The 15,144-nt window shown below is 71.2% G+C and carries 11 protein-coding genes; 1 reads left to right on the plus strand and 10 read right to left on the minus strand.

The genetic code is table 11. The annotated features are described in order from the left end of the window. Positions 1–2 precede the first annotated feature (2 nt). Together ACWCRD_RS24535 and ACWCRD_RS24540 are read right to left on the minus strand one after the other, a co-directional pair. A complete protein-coding gene (locus ACWCRD_RS24535) occupies positions 3–977 on the minus strand; it encodes a DNA polymerase Y family protein (RefSeq protein ID WP_450967912.1) in 975 nt (324 codons plus the stop codon). Next, positions 974–4,432 carry a DNA polymerase III subunit alpha gene (locus tag ACWCRD_RS24540; protein ID WP_450967913.1) on the minus strand — a complete coding sequence of 1,153 codons (3,459 nt, stop codon included), beginning with the start codon at positions 4,430–4,432 and terminating at the stop codon, positions 974–976. The genes ACWCRD_RS24535 and ACWCRD_RS24540 overlap by 4 nt, the downstream gene beginning before the upstream one ends. Positions 4,433–4,585: 153 nt before the next feature. Here ACWCRD_RS24540 and ACWCRD_RS24545 point away from each other — a divergent pair, with 153 nt between their 5' ends. Then, positions 4,586–5,620: a DUF3533 domain-containing protein gene (locus ACWCRD_RS24545; protein ID WP_450967914.1), complete on the plus strand. Its 1,035-nt coding sequence runs from the start codon at positions 4,586–4,588 to the stop codon at positions 5,618–5,620. Positions 5,621–5,699: 79 nt separating this feature from the next. Here the strand turns inward: ACWCRD_RS24545 and ACWCRD_RS24550 are convergent, their stop codons facing one another. The 8 genes from ACWCRD_RS24550 to ACWCRD_RS24585 form a co-directional block, all read right to left on the minus strand. Next, entirely contained in the window at positions 5,700–6,779 is a 1,080-nt protein-coding gene (locus ACWCRD_RS24550) for a S1 family peptidase (RefSeq protein ID WP_450967915.1), read from the minus strand. 231 nt (positions 6,780–7,010) lie between these two features. Continuing rightward, positions 7,011–7,901, minus strand: coding sequence for a slipin family protein (locus ACWCRD_RS24555; RefSeq protein WP_450967916.1), 891 nt, complete (start codon positions 7,899–7,901; stop codon positions 7,011–7,013). 168 nt (positions 7,902–8,069) lie between these two features. Further along, positions 8,070–8,969 carry a S1 family peptidase gene (locus ACWCRD_RS24560; RefSeq protein ID WP_450967917.1) on the minus strand — a complete coding sequence of 300 codons (900 nt, stop codon included), beginning with the start codon at positions 8,967–8,969 and terminating at the stop codon, positions 8,070–8,072. A gap of 281 nt (positions 8,970–9,250) precedes the next feature. Then, the gene (locus ACWCRD_RS24565) at positions 9,251–10,573 is read right to left on the minus strand and encodes an NtaA/DmoA family FMN-dependent monooxygenase (protein ID WP_450967983.1); all 1,323 of its coding nucleotides are present in this window, start codon (positions 10,571–10,573) and stop codon (positions 9,251–9,253) included. 17 nt (positions 10,574–10,590) lie between these two features. Beyond that, positions 10,591–11,670, minus strand: a complete 1,080-nt coding sequence (locus ACWCRD_RS24570; RefSeq protein WP_450967918.1) for an LLM class flavin-dependent oxidoreductase — start codon at positions 11,668–11,670, stop codon at positions 10,591–10,593. 13 nt (positions 11,671–11,683) lie between these two features. After that, positions 11,684–12,445, minus strand: coding sequence for an amino acid ABC transporter ATP-binding protein (locus tag ACWCRD_RS24575; RefSeq protein WP_450967919.1), 762 nt, complete (start codon positions 12,443–12,445; stop codon positions 11,684–11,686). A 34-nt stretch (positions 12,446–12,479) separates the two neighbouring features. Further along, positions 12,480–14,258 carry an FAD/NAD(P)-binding protein gene (locus ACWCRD_RS24580; RefSeq protein ID WP_450967920.1) on the minus strand — a complete coding sequence of 593 codons (1,779 nt, stop codon included), beginning with the start codon at positions 14,256–14,258 and terminating at the stop codon, positions 12,480–12,482. Continuing rightward, positions 14,255–15,112: an amino acid ABC transporter permease gene (locus ACWCRD_RS24585; protein ID WP_450967921.1), complete on the minus strand. Its 858-nt coding sequence runs from the start codon at positions 15,110–15,112 to the stop codon at positions 14,255–14,257. Before ACWCRD_RS24585 ends, ACWCRD_RS24580 begins: the two co-directional genes overlap by 4 nt. Positions 15,113–15,144 lie beyond the last annotated feature (32 nt).

Raw genomic sequence — 15,144 nt, forward strand, 5'->3', positions numbered from 1 at the left:
GCCTATGCCGCCAGCGCCCCCGGCCGTACCGCCCCGGGGCCGAACTTCGCCCGTACCCGGTCCGCGACCTCCTCGATGCGGCGGGCCTTCTCGTCCACCGGGTCGAAGGTGAGCTGGTAGGAGGCCTGTTCGGCGGGGCCCAGGGACTCGGCGCGGAGGGCGAGGGCGCGGACCCGGGCACGCTGGAGGCCCAGCGACTCGTACATGTCGTACGCCGTCCTGGTCAGGGCGGCCGAGTGCGCGGTGGGTTCCTTGAGGGTGCGGGTACGGGTCGTCGCGGTGCGGTCGGCGTAGCGCGCGGTGAGGGTGAGCGTGCCGCAGACCTTGTCCAGGGCGCGCAGCCGGGCGCCCAGTTCCTCGGCGGCGGAGAGCAGTGCTCGGCGGTGCCGGTCCGGGCTCAACTCGTCGCGGGTGAAGGGGCGTTCGGCGGCCAGGGAGCGGGAGACGGCGTTCGGGACGACCCGGCCGCGGTCGACGCCGTTCGCCTTCTCGTACAGTTCGCGGGCCGCCCTCGCACCGATCAGGCGCTGGAGGGTGGAGAGGGGTGCGGCGGCGACCAGACCCAGGGTGTCGAGGCCGTACTCGCCCAGGGTGCGGGCGGTGGTCGCGCCGATGCCGGGGAGCGCGGTGACCGGGCGGTCCGCGAGGAACTCGGCGATGCCGTCCGGATCGCCGGGGGCCTCACAGGTCAGCCCGGGCCCGGCCGCGCCCAGTGCCACCCGGGCCAGCATCGGGCCAGGCCCGGCGCCGATCGCGCAGTCGACGCCGTACAGGGCGAGGGCGCGCACCCGGATCACCGCCGCCAGCTCGATGGCACTGCGCCCGAAGTACCGCTCGGCGCCCCGCAGATCGGCCAGCGCCCCATCCGGTGGCAGCGCCTGAACGACCGGGGTGAACTCCTCCAGCAGTCCGAGCAGCCCCGGCAGCGCGGCCTCGGAGGCCTGCGGCAGCTGGAAACGTACGCACACGATGGTCATCCCGCACTCCCCGGACTCTGGTGCCACAACTTCCGTACCTGTGAGGGCTCTTGACCCGCCGGCCGCAGATCGGCCCACGGGTTCATCTCGTATCCGGTGGGCAGCTGGATCCGCCTGCCGTGGGCCGAATCCCCGCCGCCCTCCGGCAGCGGCTGTGCCAGCCGCTTCGCCACCTCGTCGAGGCCGCCCTCGGCGCGCAGCTCGACCAGTTCGGCGAGGTTCCAGGCGGCGGCGCCCACCACGCTGAGGCTGCGCGGGCCGCGCCGCTGCACCACTCCGCGCACCAGCAGCAGCCAGGAGTGGAAGACGGTGTGCGCGCAGGCGTCGTGGGAGTCGTCGAAGAAGGCGAGGTCGACCAGGCCCGTGCCGTCGTCCAGGGTGGAGAAGATGACGCGCTTGCCGGAGCGGATCGGCGGGGTCTGCGTCGCCGCCTTGGCGCCCGCCACGAGGACCGTCTCGCCGTGCCTGGTCTCGCGCAGCCGGCGCGCGGAGACCACGCCCAGCTCGTCGAGGAAGGCCCGGTGATCGTCCATCAGATTGCGCGAGGCGTCCATCGACAGCACTCCCAGTTCGGCACTGAGCTTCTCCGCCTCCGACAGGTCCGGCAGTCCGGCGGGGGCCGTCTTCCGCCCACCTGCCAAGGGGAGTTGGCCGCCGCCCGCACCCCGGGCGCCCCGGTGCAGCTCGGTCAAGTGCAGTTGCAGATCACGCCGGTTGGCCCCGAAGGAGTCCAACGCGCCGACCTGGGCAAGCCTTTGGGCCAGCGGCCTGCTCGGCCGCGCCCGCTCCCAGAAGTCCAGCAGCGAGGCGTAAGGCTGCCCCTCCGCGATCCGCGCCGCCTCGGCCTCGCTGATGCCGTACACGTCGGTGAGGGCCAGCCGCAGTCCCCAGACACCTTTGAATCCCCTGTGTCCTTCAGACTCCTTGGATTCAGACACCAGTTCGATACGGTGTGCGACCGCCGACTTGTTCACATCCAACGGCAGCACCGGCACCCCGCGCCGCCGCGCGTCCGCCAGCAGCAGCCGCTTCGGATACATCCCGGGGTCGTGCGTGAGCAGTCCGGCGTAGAAGGCGGCCGGGTGGTGCGCCTTCAGCCACGCCGACTGGTACGTCGGCACGGCGAAGGCGACCGCGTGCGCCTTGCAGAAGCCGTAACTGCCGAAGGCCTCGACGATCTCCCAGGTCCGCCGAATCGTTTCCGCGTCGTACCCGTTGGCCGCCGCGTGCTGGGCGAACCACACCTTGATCCGGCCCTGCGACTCCGGGTCCGACAGCCCGCGCCGCACCCGGTCCGCCTCGCCGCGTCCGCAGCCGGTCATGATGGCCACGATGTCGATGATCTGCTCGTGGAAGACGACGACCCCGTACGTCCCCTTCAGCGGTTCCTCCAGGTCCGGGTGCGGATAACGGATGGGCGCCCGCCCGTGCCGCGCCTCGATGAACGGCCGCACCATGTCGGCGGCGACCGGACCAGGACGGAAGAGGGAGATGTCGACGACCAGGTCGTGGAAGGTGGCCGGCTGCAGCCGCCCCACCAGGTCCCGCTGGCCCGGCGACTCGATCTGGAAGCAGCCCAGGGTCTCGGTGGAACGGATGAGCTGGTACGTCGCCGGGTCGCCGCCCTCGATCGTGTCCAGGTCGATCCGCTCCCCCGTGGCCCGCTGCACCTCGGCGACCGCGTGCGCCATCGCCGACTGCATCCGCACCCCGAGCACGTCGAGTTTGAGCAGTCCGAGGTCCTCGACGTCGTCCTTGTCGAACTGCGACATGGGGAAGCCCTCGCCGCTGGTCGGCATGACCGGCGTACGGGAGAGGAGGGAGGCGTCGGAGAGCAGGACCCCGCAGGGGTGCATGGCGACTCCGCGCGGGAGGGCGTCGAGTGCCTCGACCAGTTCCCAGAGCCGTCCGTACCGCTCCTTCTCTCCGGCCAGTGCCCTGAGTTCGGGCAGTTCCTCCAGTGCCGCGCGGGCGTCGCGGGCGCGGATGTGCGGGAAGGACTTGGCGATGCGGTCGATCTCGGCCGGGTCCATGGACAGGGCCGCGCCGACGTCACGGATCGCGTGCCGGACGCGGTACGTCTCCGGCATCGAGACCGTGGCGACCCGCTCCTCGCCGAACCGGTCGATGATCGCGCGGTAGACCTCGAGCCGGCGTGCGGACTCCACGTCGATGTCGATGTCGGGGAGCACGACCCGCTCCTTGGACAGGAAGCGCTCCATCAGCAGTCCGTGCTCGACCGGATCGGCGTTCGCGATGCCGAGGAGGTGGTTGACGAGGGAGCCCGCTCCCGAGCCGCGGGCGGCCACCCGGATGCCCATCTTCCGTACGTCGTCGACCACTTGAGCGACCGTCAGGAAGTAGGAGGCGAAGCCGTGGTGGGCGATGATGTCCAGCTCCCGGTGCATCCGCTCCCAGTAGGCGCGCCTGTCGGAGTAGCCGTGCAGCACCATCCCGGCCGCCGCCCGCGAGGCCAGTGCCCGCTGGGCGGTGCGGCGCCCGGCGCCGACGAGGTGCGGCTCGGGGAAGTGGACGGCGCCCATGCCGAGGTCGTCCTCGGGGTCGACCAGGCACTCGGCGGCCGTCGTCTGCGTCTGCTCCAGCAGACGGTGGGCGGTGTCGCGCCGGTAGCCCGCGGCCTCGACGATCCGCTCGGCGGTGTGCAGCATGGCGCCCGCGTCCTTGAGCCAGGCCTCGCCGGAGTCCAGTTCCTTCGTCGGGTCGACGGGGACCAGGCGGCGGGCCGCGTCCAGGACGTCGGCGACCGGGCCGAGGCCTGGGTCGGCGTAGCGGACGGCGTTGCTGAGCACCGGGCGGATGCGCTGTTCGGCGGCGAAGCCGACGGTACGGGCGGCCAGGCGCAGCGAGCCGGGTCCGGTGCCCTTGCGGCCGTGCCAGACCGTCTCGAGGCGCAGGGCGTCGCCGTAGATCTCGCGCCAGGGGGCGAGCAGCCTGGCCGCGCGGTCGGGGCGGCCGGCGGCGAGGGCGCGGCCGACGTCGGAGGCGGGGCCGAGCAGGACGGTCAGGCCGTCGGCCCGGTTGTCGGTCCAGGGCAGCAGGGGCGGGCCGTCGGCGGAGTGCGCCGCGGTGACCAGGCGGCACAGGTCGGCCCAGCCGCGGGCGCCGTCCCGGGCGAGGAAGGTGACGCGGGGGGTCGACTCGTCGATGAAGGCACCGCCGCGTACGGGGGTGCGGCGTCGCTCCCGCCGTACGGGATCGTCCTCGCGCAGCCGGGCGGGCTGCTCCACCGCCAGTTCCGCGCCGAACAGCGGACGGACGCCGGCCGTGGCGCAGGCCTTGGCGAAGCGGACCGTGCCGGCCAGGGTGTCGCGGTCGGTGAGGGCGAGGGCGTCCATGCCCTGCTCGGAGGCGCGCTCCGCCAGCCGCTCCGGGTGCGAGGCGCCGTAGCGCAGGGAGAACCCGGAGACGGTGTGCAGATGGGTGAAGCCAGGCATCCGCACCTCCCGCTGTTCTGAGCTGTCTCCGTTATCGAACATCAGTTCCCGACTGCCTCACCTCCACCATAGACCAAAAACCGAACGAGTGTGCGACAACCGTTCGGCCCTCCCCCACCTGCGGAAACGTCCGCCGCCCCGGACCGTGAGGACATGGCACAGAGGAGCTTTCCCGCCGAGGTGAAGGACGCGGTCACGCCGCGCGCCACACTGCTGGTCGTCGGTGTGATCGCCCTCCAGTTGCTGTTCATCGCCTCCTATGTGGGCGCGCTGCACGATCCGAAACCCAAGGACGTGCCCTTCGCGGTCGTCGCGCCCAAGGCCGCGGCCGAGCAGGCGGTGGCCCGGCTGGACCAGCTGCACGGCTCACCCTTCGACCCGCGGGTGGTGGCGGACGAGGCGACGGCGCGCGCACAGATCCTGAACCGGGACATCGACGGCGCACTGCTGATCAACCCGGCCCGCACCACCGACACGCTCCTGGTCGCCAGCGGCGGCGGCACCGTTCTCGCGAACACCCTCCAGCAGTACCTCGCACTCCTGGAGGCCTCCCAGCAGCGGACCGTCCGGACGGTGGACGTGGCCCCCGCCTCGTCCCAGGACTTCGACGGGCTGTCCTCCTTCTATGTGGTCGTGGGCTGGTGCGTCGGCGGCTATCTGTGCGCCTCGGTCCTGGCGATCAGCACGGGCGCCCGGCCCGCCAATCTGCGCCGTGCGGTGATCCGGCTGGCCGTGATGGCGCTGGTCTCGATCGTCGGCGGGCTCGGCGGGGCGGTCATCGTGGGCCCGGTCCTGGGCGCCCTGCCAGGGAGCGTGCCGGCCCTGTGGGGGCTGGGGGCGCTGATCACCTTCGCGGTCGGGGCGGCGACGCTCGCGCTCCAGGGGATCTTCGGGATCGTCGGCATCGGCCTGGCGATCCTGCTCGTGGTGATCGCGGGCAATCCGAGCGCGGGCGGCGCCTTCCCGCTGCCCATGCTGCCGCCGTTCTGGAAGGCGATCGGGCCGGCGCTGCCGCCGGGCGCCGGGACCTGGGCGGCGCGGTCGATCGCGTACTTCAAGGGCAACGACACGACCGCCTCGCTGCTGGTGCTGTCGGCCTGGGCGGCGGCCGGGATCGCGATCACGCTGCTGGCGGCGGGGCTGCGCGAGAAGCGTGCAGGGGAACCCTCGCCGACCCAGGCGCCGTAGCGCCGGGTACGCGAAAGTCCCGCCCCTCGCGCGCGGGGCGGGACTTCACACAACTTCACGCAACCGGCGGAGCCGACGATCAGCCGATCGAGGCGCCCTCGGCCGACAGCGCCTCGGTGACCGGCTGGAAGAAGGTCTGGCCGCCGGAGGTGCAGTCGCCGCTGCCGCCGGAGGTGAGGCCGATCGCCGCGTCGCCGTCGAAGAGCGAGCCGCCGCTGTCGCCGGGCTCGGCGCAGACATCGGTCTGGATGAGACCGCTGACCGTGCCCTCCGAGTAGTTCACGGTGGCGTTCAGGCCGGTGACCGTGCCGGTGTGCACCTGGGTGGTGGAGCCGCTGCGGGTCACCTTCTCGCCGACCGTGGCCTCGGCGGCGTGGGTGATGGACTGCGAGGAGCCGTTGTAGAGGTCGACCGCGCTCGGGTGGTCCACGTCGGCGGTGTACTTGACCAGGCCGAAGTCATTGCCGGGGAACTGGGAGTCGGCGTTCTGGCCGATCTGGTTGCCGCTGGAGTCCGACCAGGTCTTGATGGCGCTGGTGCAGTGCCCGGCCGTGAGGAAGTACGGCTGACCGCCCTTGGTCACGTTGAAGCCGAGCGAGCAGCGCCCGCCCGAGCCGGAGATGGCGTCGCCGCCCGCGATGAAGGGCTTGAACTCCCCCTTCGAGCGCTTCAGTTCGGCCTTGGCGCCGAGCCCGTCGACGACCTTGGAGAGCTTGGCCCACTCGGCCTTGGAGACGGTCTTGTCGGCGGTGACGACGACCTTGTTGCTCACCGGGTCCGTCGACCACGAGGTGCCGGGGATGGTGGCGTCCTTGGTCAGCGTCGTACGGGCGGCGTCGAGTTCGGCGAGGGAGTTCTCGACGAGTCTCGCCTTGGCGCCGGCCGCCTCGACGGTCCTGGCTGCGGCCTGGTCGAGGACGTTCACGACGAGGCTCTTGGCCTTCGCGTCGTAATACGTTCCCGCCGCGTCGGTGCCGAGGTTCTTGCCGAGAGTCGAGGCGAGCTTTCCGGCCGCCACGGCCGACAGGGTCTCGGGCGCGGAGGGCTTCGAGGGCTCGCTGGCGTTCGCAGTCTGGAAGGTGACTCCCGCGGCCACCAGTGCGGCTATGCCCGCACCTGCCACGGCGGCACGCCGCCTGGGTATGCGTCGGTGCTTCAACTCACGTCCTCCTGTGGGGGGTCGGTCCGGGAGGTTGTGGGGACCTCGCGAACCGGAAGGCGTTGAACAGCGCCTACTATCCCGAGGGCGGCAGGGAGCACACAAGGGCGTCTTCAGGACGCGCGTAGAACGCGGTGTGTGCGCCCCCGGCATTTTTGACAGTCCACGGTCACCCCAGGTCTTCGCTCTGCAAACACGACGAGCGAGTAACCTGTGTGCGGTGCGTGAGGTCTAGTCCTGTCCGGATTTCGACCCCTCGGGGCCGGGCTCCAAGCGCGACACGGGAGGCGGCAGTTGCTCCTGCACCGGTTGCTGCTGCACCTGGACCGGCTGCTGCGGGACCTGCTGGGGCGTCCCGGCCGTCTGCTGCGCCTTCTCCAGGAACCTCAGCAGCTCCACCGGGAACGGCAGCACGAGCGTGGAGTTCTTCTCCGCGGCGACGGCCGTCACCGTCTGCAGCAGCCGCAGTTGCAGCGCGGCCGGGGTGTCCGCCATCTGCTGCGCGGCCTCGGCGAGCTTCTTCGACGCCTGGAGTTCGGCGTCGGCGTTGATGACCCGGGCCCGGCGTTCCCGGTCGGCCTCGGCCTGCCGGGCCATCGAGCGCTTCATCGTCTCCGGCAGGGACACGTCCTTGATCTCGACGCGGTCGATGGTGACGCCCCACTCCACGGCCGGGCTGTCGATCATCAACTCCAGCCCCTGGTTGAGTTTTTCCCGGTTCGACAGCAAATCGTCCAGTTCGCTCTTGCCGATGATGGACCTGAGCGAGGTCTGCGCCATCTGCGCCACCGCGAACCGGTAGTCCTCGACCCGGACGACCGCCTCGGCCGGCCCCGTCACCTTGAAGTAGACGACGGCGTCCACCCGCACCGTGACGTTGTCCCGGGTGATGCCCTCCTGCGCGGGCACCGGCATCGTCACGACCTGCATATTGACCTTCTGGAGCCGGTCCACGAACGGCACGATCATCGTGAACCCAGGCCCCCGCACATCGTCACGGAGCTTCCCGAGCCGGAACACCACACCGCGTTCGTACTGCTTGACGACCCGCGCGGCCGCCATCACGTACACCACACCGGCGGACGCGAGGGTCGCTCCCGCCGCCACCAGCTCCTCGACCATGTCGGCCCCCCAGGGGACTGAGCCTGATTAGTCCTTCGAAGTCTGAACTTCGAAGTCTGAACTTGTCGAAATCGGCACTTCGGAATGTGTACTTCGAAGGTAACTCCGTCACCCGAACAAGAGGGAGCCCCCGCACGCCAGTTGCGTACGGGGGCCGTCGCCGAAATGTCAGCCGATGCTCACGCCGTAGTGGCTCAGTGCCGCGGTGACGGGCTGGAAGAAGGTCGTGCCGCCGGAGGTGCAGTCGCCGCTGCCGCCGGAGGTCAGACCGTACGCCACGGTGCCGCCGTACAGCGGGCCGCCGCTGTCGCCGCCCTCGGCGCAGACGGTGGTCTGGATGAGGCCGCGGACGATGTCGCCGCTGCCGTAGTTGACGGTGGCGTTCAGCGCGGTGACCCGGCCGCTGTGCGTACCGGTGGTGGAGCCGCGGCGGTACACCGTCGTACCGACGCTCGGGGTGGCCGCGCTGGAGATGGTCTGGTTGCCGACCGTGCTCGGGTGCGAGATCGACGAGTTGGTGTAACGCACCAGCGCGTAGTCGCTGCCCGGGAAGGTGTAACCGACGTTCGTACCCAGCGTCGTGGTGTGGCTGGAGTTGGAGTACCAGGTGGAGGCGACCTGGCCGCAGTGGCCCGCGGTCAGGAAGTAGTAGGTGCTCCCGCTGTGCACGTTGAAGCCGAGGGAGCAGCGGTACTGGCCGCCGTAGATGGCGTCGCCGCCGCTGATCAGCGGCTTGAACTGCCCGGAGGTGTGCTTGATGGTGAGCGCGCCGGCGGTGCTGCCGGCCTGCCGCTCGATCTTCGCGATCTCGGCCTTGGAGACCGTGCTGTCGACCGTGACGACGACGCGGTTGGTCTTGCTGTCGACGGCCCAGGCGGTGCCCGGGACGTTCGCCTTGAGCACCGAGGCGTCGGCGCTCTTCAGCTGGGCCGTGCTGAAGGGGGTGGCGGTGGACGCGTTCGCGCTGGGGACCGCGATCGCTGCGGCGGCCACGAGACCGGTGGTGACGGCGATCAGCCGGGTCCGTCTCGCAATGCCGCTGCGGGGGGTGGTGCGCTTGATCCTCACGTTCGTTCCTCCCAAGGGGAAGTCTGGGGCCCGCGTGGGGTCGGGGCCCGTGAGGCGCAGCCAGGGCCGCGTTCGTCCGGATTCCAGACACGCCGTGCCCCTGACAAGCGCTTGCGGGGAGTATTCGGCCGAACGGCCGGTAGGCGCAAGGGCGTCTTTCGGCCGTCAAGCCCTCAACGAACCGGTTCCCCGGCGGTGGGAGCGGGCAGAAGCCCAGCTCCCGGGGATGTCCGGAAGTCGCCCTTCCGGATGGTCCTCGACCCCGGGGCGCCCCAGGCCGGTCAGGCACTGACGGACGGCACCGGGTCGGGCAGGCCGAGATGTGACCGCAGCGTCGTGCCCTGGTACTCCGTGCGGAACGCGCCGCGCTCCTGCAGCAGCGGCACCACGCGGTCCACGAACTCGTCGAGTCCGGCCGGGGTGATCAGCGGCTGGAGGACGAAGCCGTCGGCGGCGTCCTTCTGCACGTACTCGTCGAGCTCGGCGGCGACGGCCTCGGGCGTGCCGATGAAGGACTGCCGGCCGGCCGCCTCGATCACGGTCTGACGGATGGACAGCCCCTTCTCCTTGGACAGGGCGCGCGCCTTCTCGGCGATCGCGACGGTGTCGCCGCGCCGGGCCCGGCCCTGGGTGATCGCGGAGTCCGCCACCGGGTCGATCTCGGGGAACGGGCCGTCGGGGTCGTACGCCGACAGGTCGACACCCCAGACCTGCTCCAGGGCGAGGATCGCGTGCTGCGGGGACACCTGCTGCCGCCGGATCTCGGCGGCCCTCTCCTGGGCCTCGGCGGCGGTGTCGCCGAGGACGACGGTGACACCGGGCATGATCTTCAGGTCGTCCGGGGAGCGGCCGTACTCCTTCAGGCGGCGCTTCACATCGGCGTAGAGGGAACGCCCCGCCTCCAGCGTGCCGTGCCGGGTGAAGACGATGTCGGCCGTGGACGCGGCGAACTCCCGTCCCTCGGCCGAGTCCCCGGCCTGGATGACGACCGGGTGCCCCTGCGGTGAGCGCGGCACGGTGAACTCGCCCGCGATGTCGAAGTGCCGCCCGCGGTGCGCGAACGGCCGCGAGACACCGTCGGGGGTCCAGGAGTCCCACAACTTCCTTGCCACGCCCACGAATTCGGCGGCTCGGGTGATGGGGGTCCCCCCGCTCGAGCGAAGCCGAGAGTGGGGGAGGTCCGCGCGGTCGAGGAAGCCGCCGCGGCGGAAGTTCTCGCCGGTGAAGGCGTCGGAGGAGGTCACCACGTTCCAGGCCGCGCGGCCGCCGCTGAGGTGATCCAGTGTGGCCAGCCGGCGGGCGAGTTCGTAGGGCTCGTTGAAGGTCGCGTCGACGGTGGCGGCGAGGCCGAGGTGTTCGGTGACGCCGGCCAGCGCGTTCAGCACGGTGAGCGACTCGGGCCGGCCCACCACGTCCAGGTCGTGGATACGGCCCTTGTGCTCGCGCAGCCGCAGCCCCTCGGCGAGGAAGAAGAAGTCGAACAGGCCGCGTTCGGCGGTGCGGGCGAGGTGTTCGAAGGACGAGAAGTCGATCTGCGACTTCGAGCGCGGATCGGCCCATACCGTGGTGTTGTTGACGCCGGGGAAGTGGGCCGCCAGGTGCATTCGTCTACGTCGTACGGTCATGACGCTCCCCCTGTCACGGCGTACCGGTTGGCGGGCCTGGCGAGGCCCAGGTGCTCCCGGAGGGTGCTGCCCGGGTAGAAGGTGCGGAACAGGCCGCGGTGCTGGAGCAGCGCCACCGTTCCGTTGACGAGCCGCTCCAGGTCACGGCGCGGCTCGGTGGGCGTGAGGTGGAAGCCGTCGACGATGCCGTCCGCGTGCCAGCCGGCGATCAGTTCGGCGAGGTCCACGGGGCCGCCCCGGTACAGCGGGCCCTGCACGGTCTGCCGGGGTCCGCCCCCGCCATGGCCCGGCTCGGCCGCATGCTCACCGTCGCCGAGGTCGACGAGGAGGCTCACGAGCACCCGCAGGGTGTCGGGGTTGCGTCCGAACTCGGCGGCCGCCCGCCGGAGTTGGTCGCGTACGGCGGCGGCCTGCGTGGGGCTCGCGGCCCGCACCAGGGCCACGTCGGCGTACTGGGCGGCGGTGCGCCGGGCGTGCCCCTCGGTGGCGTCGACCACACGGACGGGGTGGCCCTGCGGGGGCCGCGGCACGATCGAAGGGCCCTTCACCGAGAAGCCGGCGCCGCTGAAGTCGACGTGGTGCAGCTTGTCCCGGTCGATGAAGCGGCCGGTCGCCGGGTCCCGTATCTCGGCGTCGTCCTCCCAGCTGTCCCACAGCCTGGCGGCCACATCGGCGACTTCGCCGGCCTCGCGCCACAGTTCCTCGGCGGTCACGGCATGGCGGCGGCCGAAGAGGCGGGCCTCGCCCTCGGTGGTGGACACGTCGATCCGCCAGCCGGCCCGGCCGCGGCTGACCCAGTCGAGGGTGGCGACGGCGGCCTGCACGTGGAAGGGCTCGGTGTGCGTGGTGGTGACAGTGGGGACCAGGCCGATGCGGGCGGTGGCGGGGGCGACCCGGGACAGGACGGCGAGCGCGTCGGGCCCGGGGCGGGCGAAGGTGTCGTCCAGGGTGACGAAGTCCAGGCCGCCGCGCTCCGCGAGCCGCGCCAGTTCGATGTGGGAGCCGGCGTCGAACACCGCCGGCTGGTCCAGGGCGGCGGCCAGGTGCAACAGCCCCCGGCCGGGCGATGAGGTCATGTGGGGGAACCTTTCAGAGAACCTTGGAGAGAAACGCCCGGGTCCGCTCATGGCGGGGAGCGTCCAGCACGTCACCTGGCGGGCCCTGCTCGACGATCTTCCCGTCGGCCATGAACACCACCGTGTCGGCGACCTCGCGGGCGAAGCCGATCTCGTGCGTGACGACGATCATCGTGGTGCCCTGAACGGCCAAGTCCCGTATGACATCGAGGACTTCGCCGACCAGCTCGGGGTCGAGCGCGGAGGTCGGTTCGTCGAAGAGCAGCAGCTTGGGCTCCAGCGCGAGCGCCCGCGCGATGGCGACCCGCTGCTGCTGTCCGCCGGAGAGCTGCCGCGGGTAGGCCTCGGCCTTGTCCGCGAGACCCACCCGGTCCAGCAGCCGACGAGCGCTTTCGAGGGCCTCCTTGCGCGGCCGTTTCAGCGCGGACACGGGCGCCTCGATGATGTTGTCCACCACGGTGAGGTGGGGGAACAGATGGAAGTTCTGGAAGACGAACCCGATCCGGGTGCGCTGCTTGAGCACCTCACGCTCGGGCAGTTCGTGCAGCTTGTCGCCGGAGCGCCGGTAGCCGACCAGCGTGCCGTCCACGCTGATCGCTCCGTGGTCCACCTTCTCCAGATGGTTGATGGTGCGCAGCAGCGTCGACTTGCCGGAGCCGGACGGGCCGAGGACCACGGTGACCTCGCCGGTGCGCACCTCCAGATCGATGCCCTTGAGGACCTCGAGCGAGCCGAAGTTCTTGTGGACGGATCTGATGTCGACCATGACGCTCATCGGGCCACTTCCTTGGGAATGGGAGGGAGGCGGGTCATGCGGCCGCGCTGCCGTCCAGCTCGCGCAGGAACCGCAGCGCGGCCCGTGCGGTGGCGTCGTTCTGCCGGAAGGCGGGACCGCCGGTGCGCGGCCGGGTGAAGGCGCCGGGCGTGCGTCCGTCGGTGTAGGGCCCGAGCGCGAACCGCCGGGGATGCGGCCGCCCGGCGCCGTCGAGCAGCCGCCCGTCGGCGGGGTCCACCCGGAGCAGCCCGTCGGGGGTCTCGACGGCGCCGTCGGCGTGCAGTTCGCGCAGCAGGGTGTCGCGGGCCCGTCCGACGGTGGGCTCGGGCAGCCGCGCCTCGACCAGCGCCCGTGCCTCGACGAAGGCACCCGGAACGGTGGCACTGGACGCCCGGAACACCCCGCCCTCTGCGCTGACGGTCATGTCGGCGCCGAGGAATTTCAGGACACCGGCGCGGGACAGCGCCAGCATCTGCCGCAGCCGCGGACCGGGTGGCCCGGAGGCCAGATAGCTGAAGAAGCCGTGCCACCAGGGGCCGACACCACCGAGCCGGACCAGCTGACCGTAGACGGAGAGCAGCCCGAGGAACACGGCCAAGTCCGGGCTGTGCTCAGGATTATGACGTCTGCTCAGGTCCTGCTCGATATACGTGCGCAGTCCGTCCTGGAAATCGTCGAACGAGCCGTAGCGCACTCCGTCCAGCGGGTGGTCGAGCGCGGCCAGATCCAGCCGGTCCGCGGGGTCCGGCACTGCGGCCGCCACAAGGGCCTGGATGTCCGCGCCGTTCCCGGCCGCGTACTTCTCCTCGAAATCGGCCCAGGACATGAGGGTCCGCCCGGGATGCACGGTGAACAGCCGGTGGTAGTGGGCGAACCCCAGCTCCTTCTCCACCAGCGGCCACACATCCCGCTCGCCGTGTCCGACAGCGGCTCCGCCGCGGGCGAACCCCTCGGGCCGCGCGAGCAGCGCCTCGACCTCGGGCGGCCCGAAGAACCTCGGCAGCGGCGGCCGTTCACCGGTCCAGTCGTAACCGATCTTCGAGTGGTACGGCACTCCGCGCCGCGAACCGACGTACAGCACCGGCTCCTGCCCCGACGGCACATAGGCGTCGCCCTCGTACCGCCCGCCCCGCCCCTCGGTCAGCAGCACCATGAGGTCGACGAAGGCGAGCCCGAACCCGCGCACGAGAACGGGTTCACCGGCCTTCAGCGCGGACAGATCGCTGTCGGCCGTGAAGTCGGGCGGAAGGTGAACCAGTCCGTGCGCACGCGCATACTCGGCCAACCCGGCCTGCTGACCGTCGAGTTCGGCGTCGAGGTGGCCGAGCGTGAGCACGACGAGGTCGGCGAGGAGCGGGCGCGGGCGGCCCTCAAGCCACACCTGCTGACGGCCCTCGCGCGGGCCGCTGACCCGCAGGGCACGGCGCGGGTGGTGGTGGACGGCGACGCCCGGAGGCAGATCGGCCACGGCCTGTTCATGCACCCAGCGCAGATAGGCCCCCTGAAGCTGCCGGTCCGCAAAGGTACGGCCGTCGATGCCGGCCCACTCGTGCAGCGTGGGCCCCTCCCGCACCGGGCCCTCCATGGCCACCGTCTCGTCGGTGAACATGGTGACGTCCTCGGCGTGGGAGTTCATCCACAGCAGCGGCGACTGCGCGGCACGCCAGATGCGTCCGGCGCCCGGCGGATGGGGGTCGACGAGATGGATGTCGAGGCCAGAACCGGCGTACAGCTCTGGCGCGTTGGCCGCGATCCGCTCGATGAGACCGGTCCCCCGCGGTCCGGCCCCGACGATCACCAGGGAGGGCCTCATCGCGCGCGCTCCGAACCGCGGGCGTAGTGCTTCTCCACGTAGTACTGCCCGACACCGAGCACCGAGGTGACGACGGTGTACCAGAGGGTGGCCACCATCAGCAGCGGAATGACCTGGTAGGTGCGGTGGTAGATCAGCTGCGCCGAGAAGAGCAGGTCGTTCACCGCGATGACGCTGACGATGGAGGTGCCCTTGAGGGTGCCGATCAGCATGTTTCCGGCGGGCGGGACGATGGAGCGCATCGCCTGCGGCAGCACGATCCGCCGCCAACGCCGCCTCCGGCTCAGCCCGAGCGCCTGGGCGGCCTCGATCTGCCCCCGGTCGACGGACAGGATGCCGCCGCGCACGACCTCCGCGGCGTAGGCGGCTTCGTGCAGCGTGAGTCCGACGACGGCGACCTCGACGGGCCCCAGCAGATTGACGGTCTTCACCCCGAACAGCTCGGGATACAAGGCCCCGATGTTGAACCACAACAACAGCTGCACCAGGATCGGAATCGACCGGAAGAGCCAGACATAGCCCCAACTCACCGCCCGCAGCACGGGGTTGGCGGACAGCCGGAACGCGGCGAGCAGCGTGCCCAGCGCAAAGCCGAGCACCATCACGACCGCGGTCAGCCACAGGGTGAGCCACAGGCCACGCAGCACCGAGTCCGAGGTGAAGTACTCGGCGACGACGTCCCACTGGAACGCCTTGTTGCGCAGTACGGAGTTGACGGCGAGACCGAGCAGGGCGAGCACGAGGACGGCTGCGGTCCACTGCCCGAACCGCCGCTGCGGAACGATGCGCGGGGCATCGGCCTGTTCGGGTATGTCCGGTGCCGCCGGGACTTTGGCGAGAGTGTCGGAAGACATGCGAAGGCTCCGTGACGCGTAGGTCGAACACG

It is taken from the genome of Streptomyces sp. NPDC002092 (assembly GCF_053593775.1).

What these genes read in the sequence shown, in the direction of transcription:
- ACWCRD_RS24535 (WP_450967912.1), bottom strand. Translation starts at nt 977, where the DNA reads ATGACCATCGTGTGCGTACGTTTCCAGCTGCCGCAGGCCTCCGAGGCC.
- ACWCRD_RS24540 (WP_450967913.1), bottom strand. Translation starts at nt 4,432, where the DNA reads ATGCCTGGCTTCACCCATCTGCACACCGTCTCCGGGTTCTCCCTGCGC.
- ACWCRD_RS24545 (WP_450967914.1), top strand. Translation starts at nt 4,586, where the DNA reads ATGGCACAGAGGAGCTTTCCCGCCGAGGTGAAGGACGCGGTCACGCCG.
- ACWCRD_RS24555 (WP_450967916.1), bottom strand. Translation starts at nt 7,901, where the DNA reads ATGGTCGAGGAGCTGGTGGCGGCGGGAGCGACCCTCGCGTCCGCCGGT.
- ACWCRD_RS24565 (WP_450967983.1), bottom strand. Translation starts at nt 10,573, where the DNA reads ATGCACCTGGCGGCCCACTTCCCCGGCGTCAACAACACCACGGTATGG.
- ACWCRD_RS24570 (WP_450967918.1), bottom strand. Translation starts at nt 11,670, where the DNA reads ATGACCTCATCGCCCGGCCGGGGGCTGTTGCACCTGGCCGCCGCCCTG.
- ACWCRD_RS24575 (WP_450967919.1), bottom strand. Translation starts at nt 12,445, where the DNA reads ATGAGCGTCATGGTCGACATCAGATCCGTCCACAAGAACTTCGGCTCG.
- ACWCRD_RS24580 (WP_450967920.1), bottom strand. Translation starts at nt 14,258, where the DNA reads ATGAGGCCCTCCCTGGTGATCGTCGGGGCCGGACCGCGGGGGACCGGT.
- ACWCRD_RS24585 (WP_450967921.1), bottom strand. Translation starts at nt 15,112, where the DNA reads ATGTCTTCCGACACTCTCGCCAAAGTCCCGGCGGCACCGGACATACCC.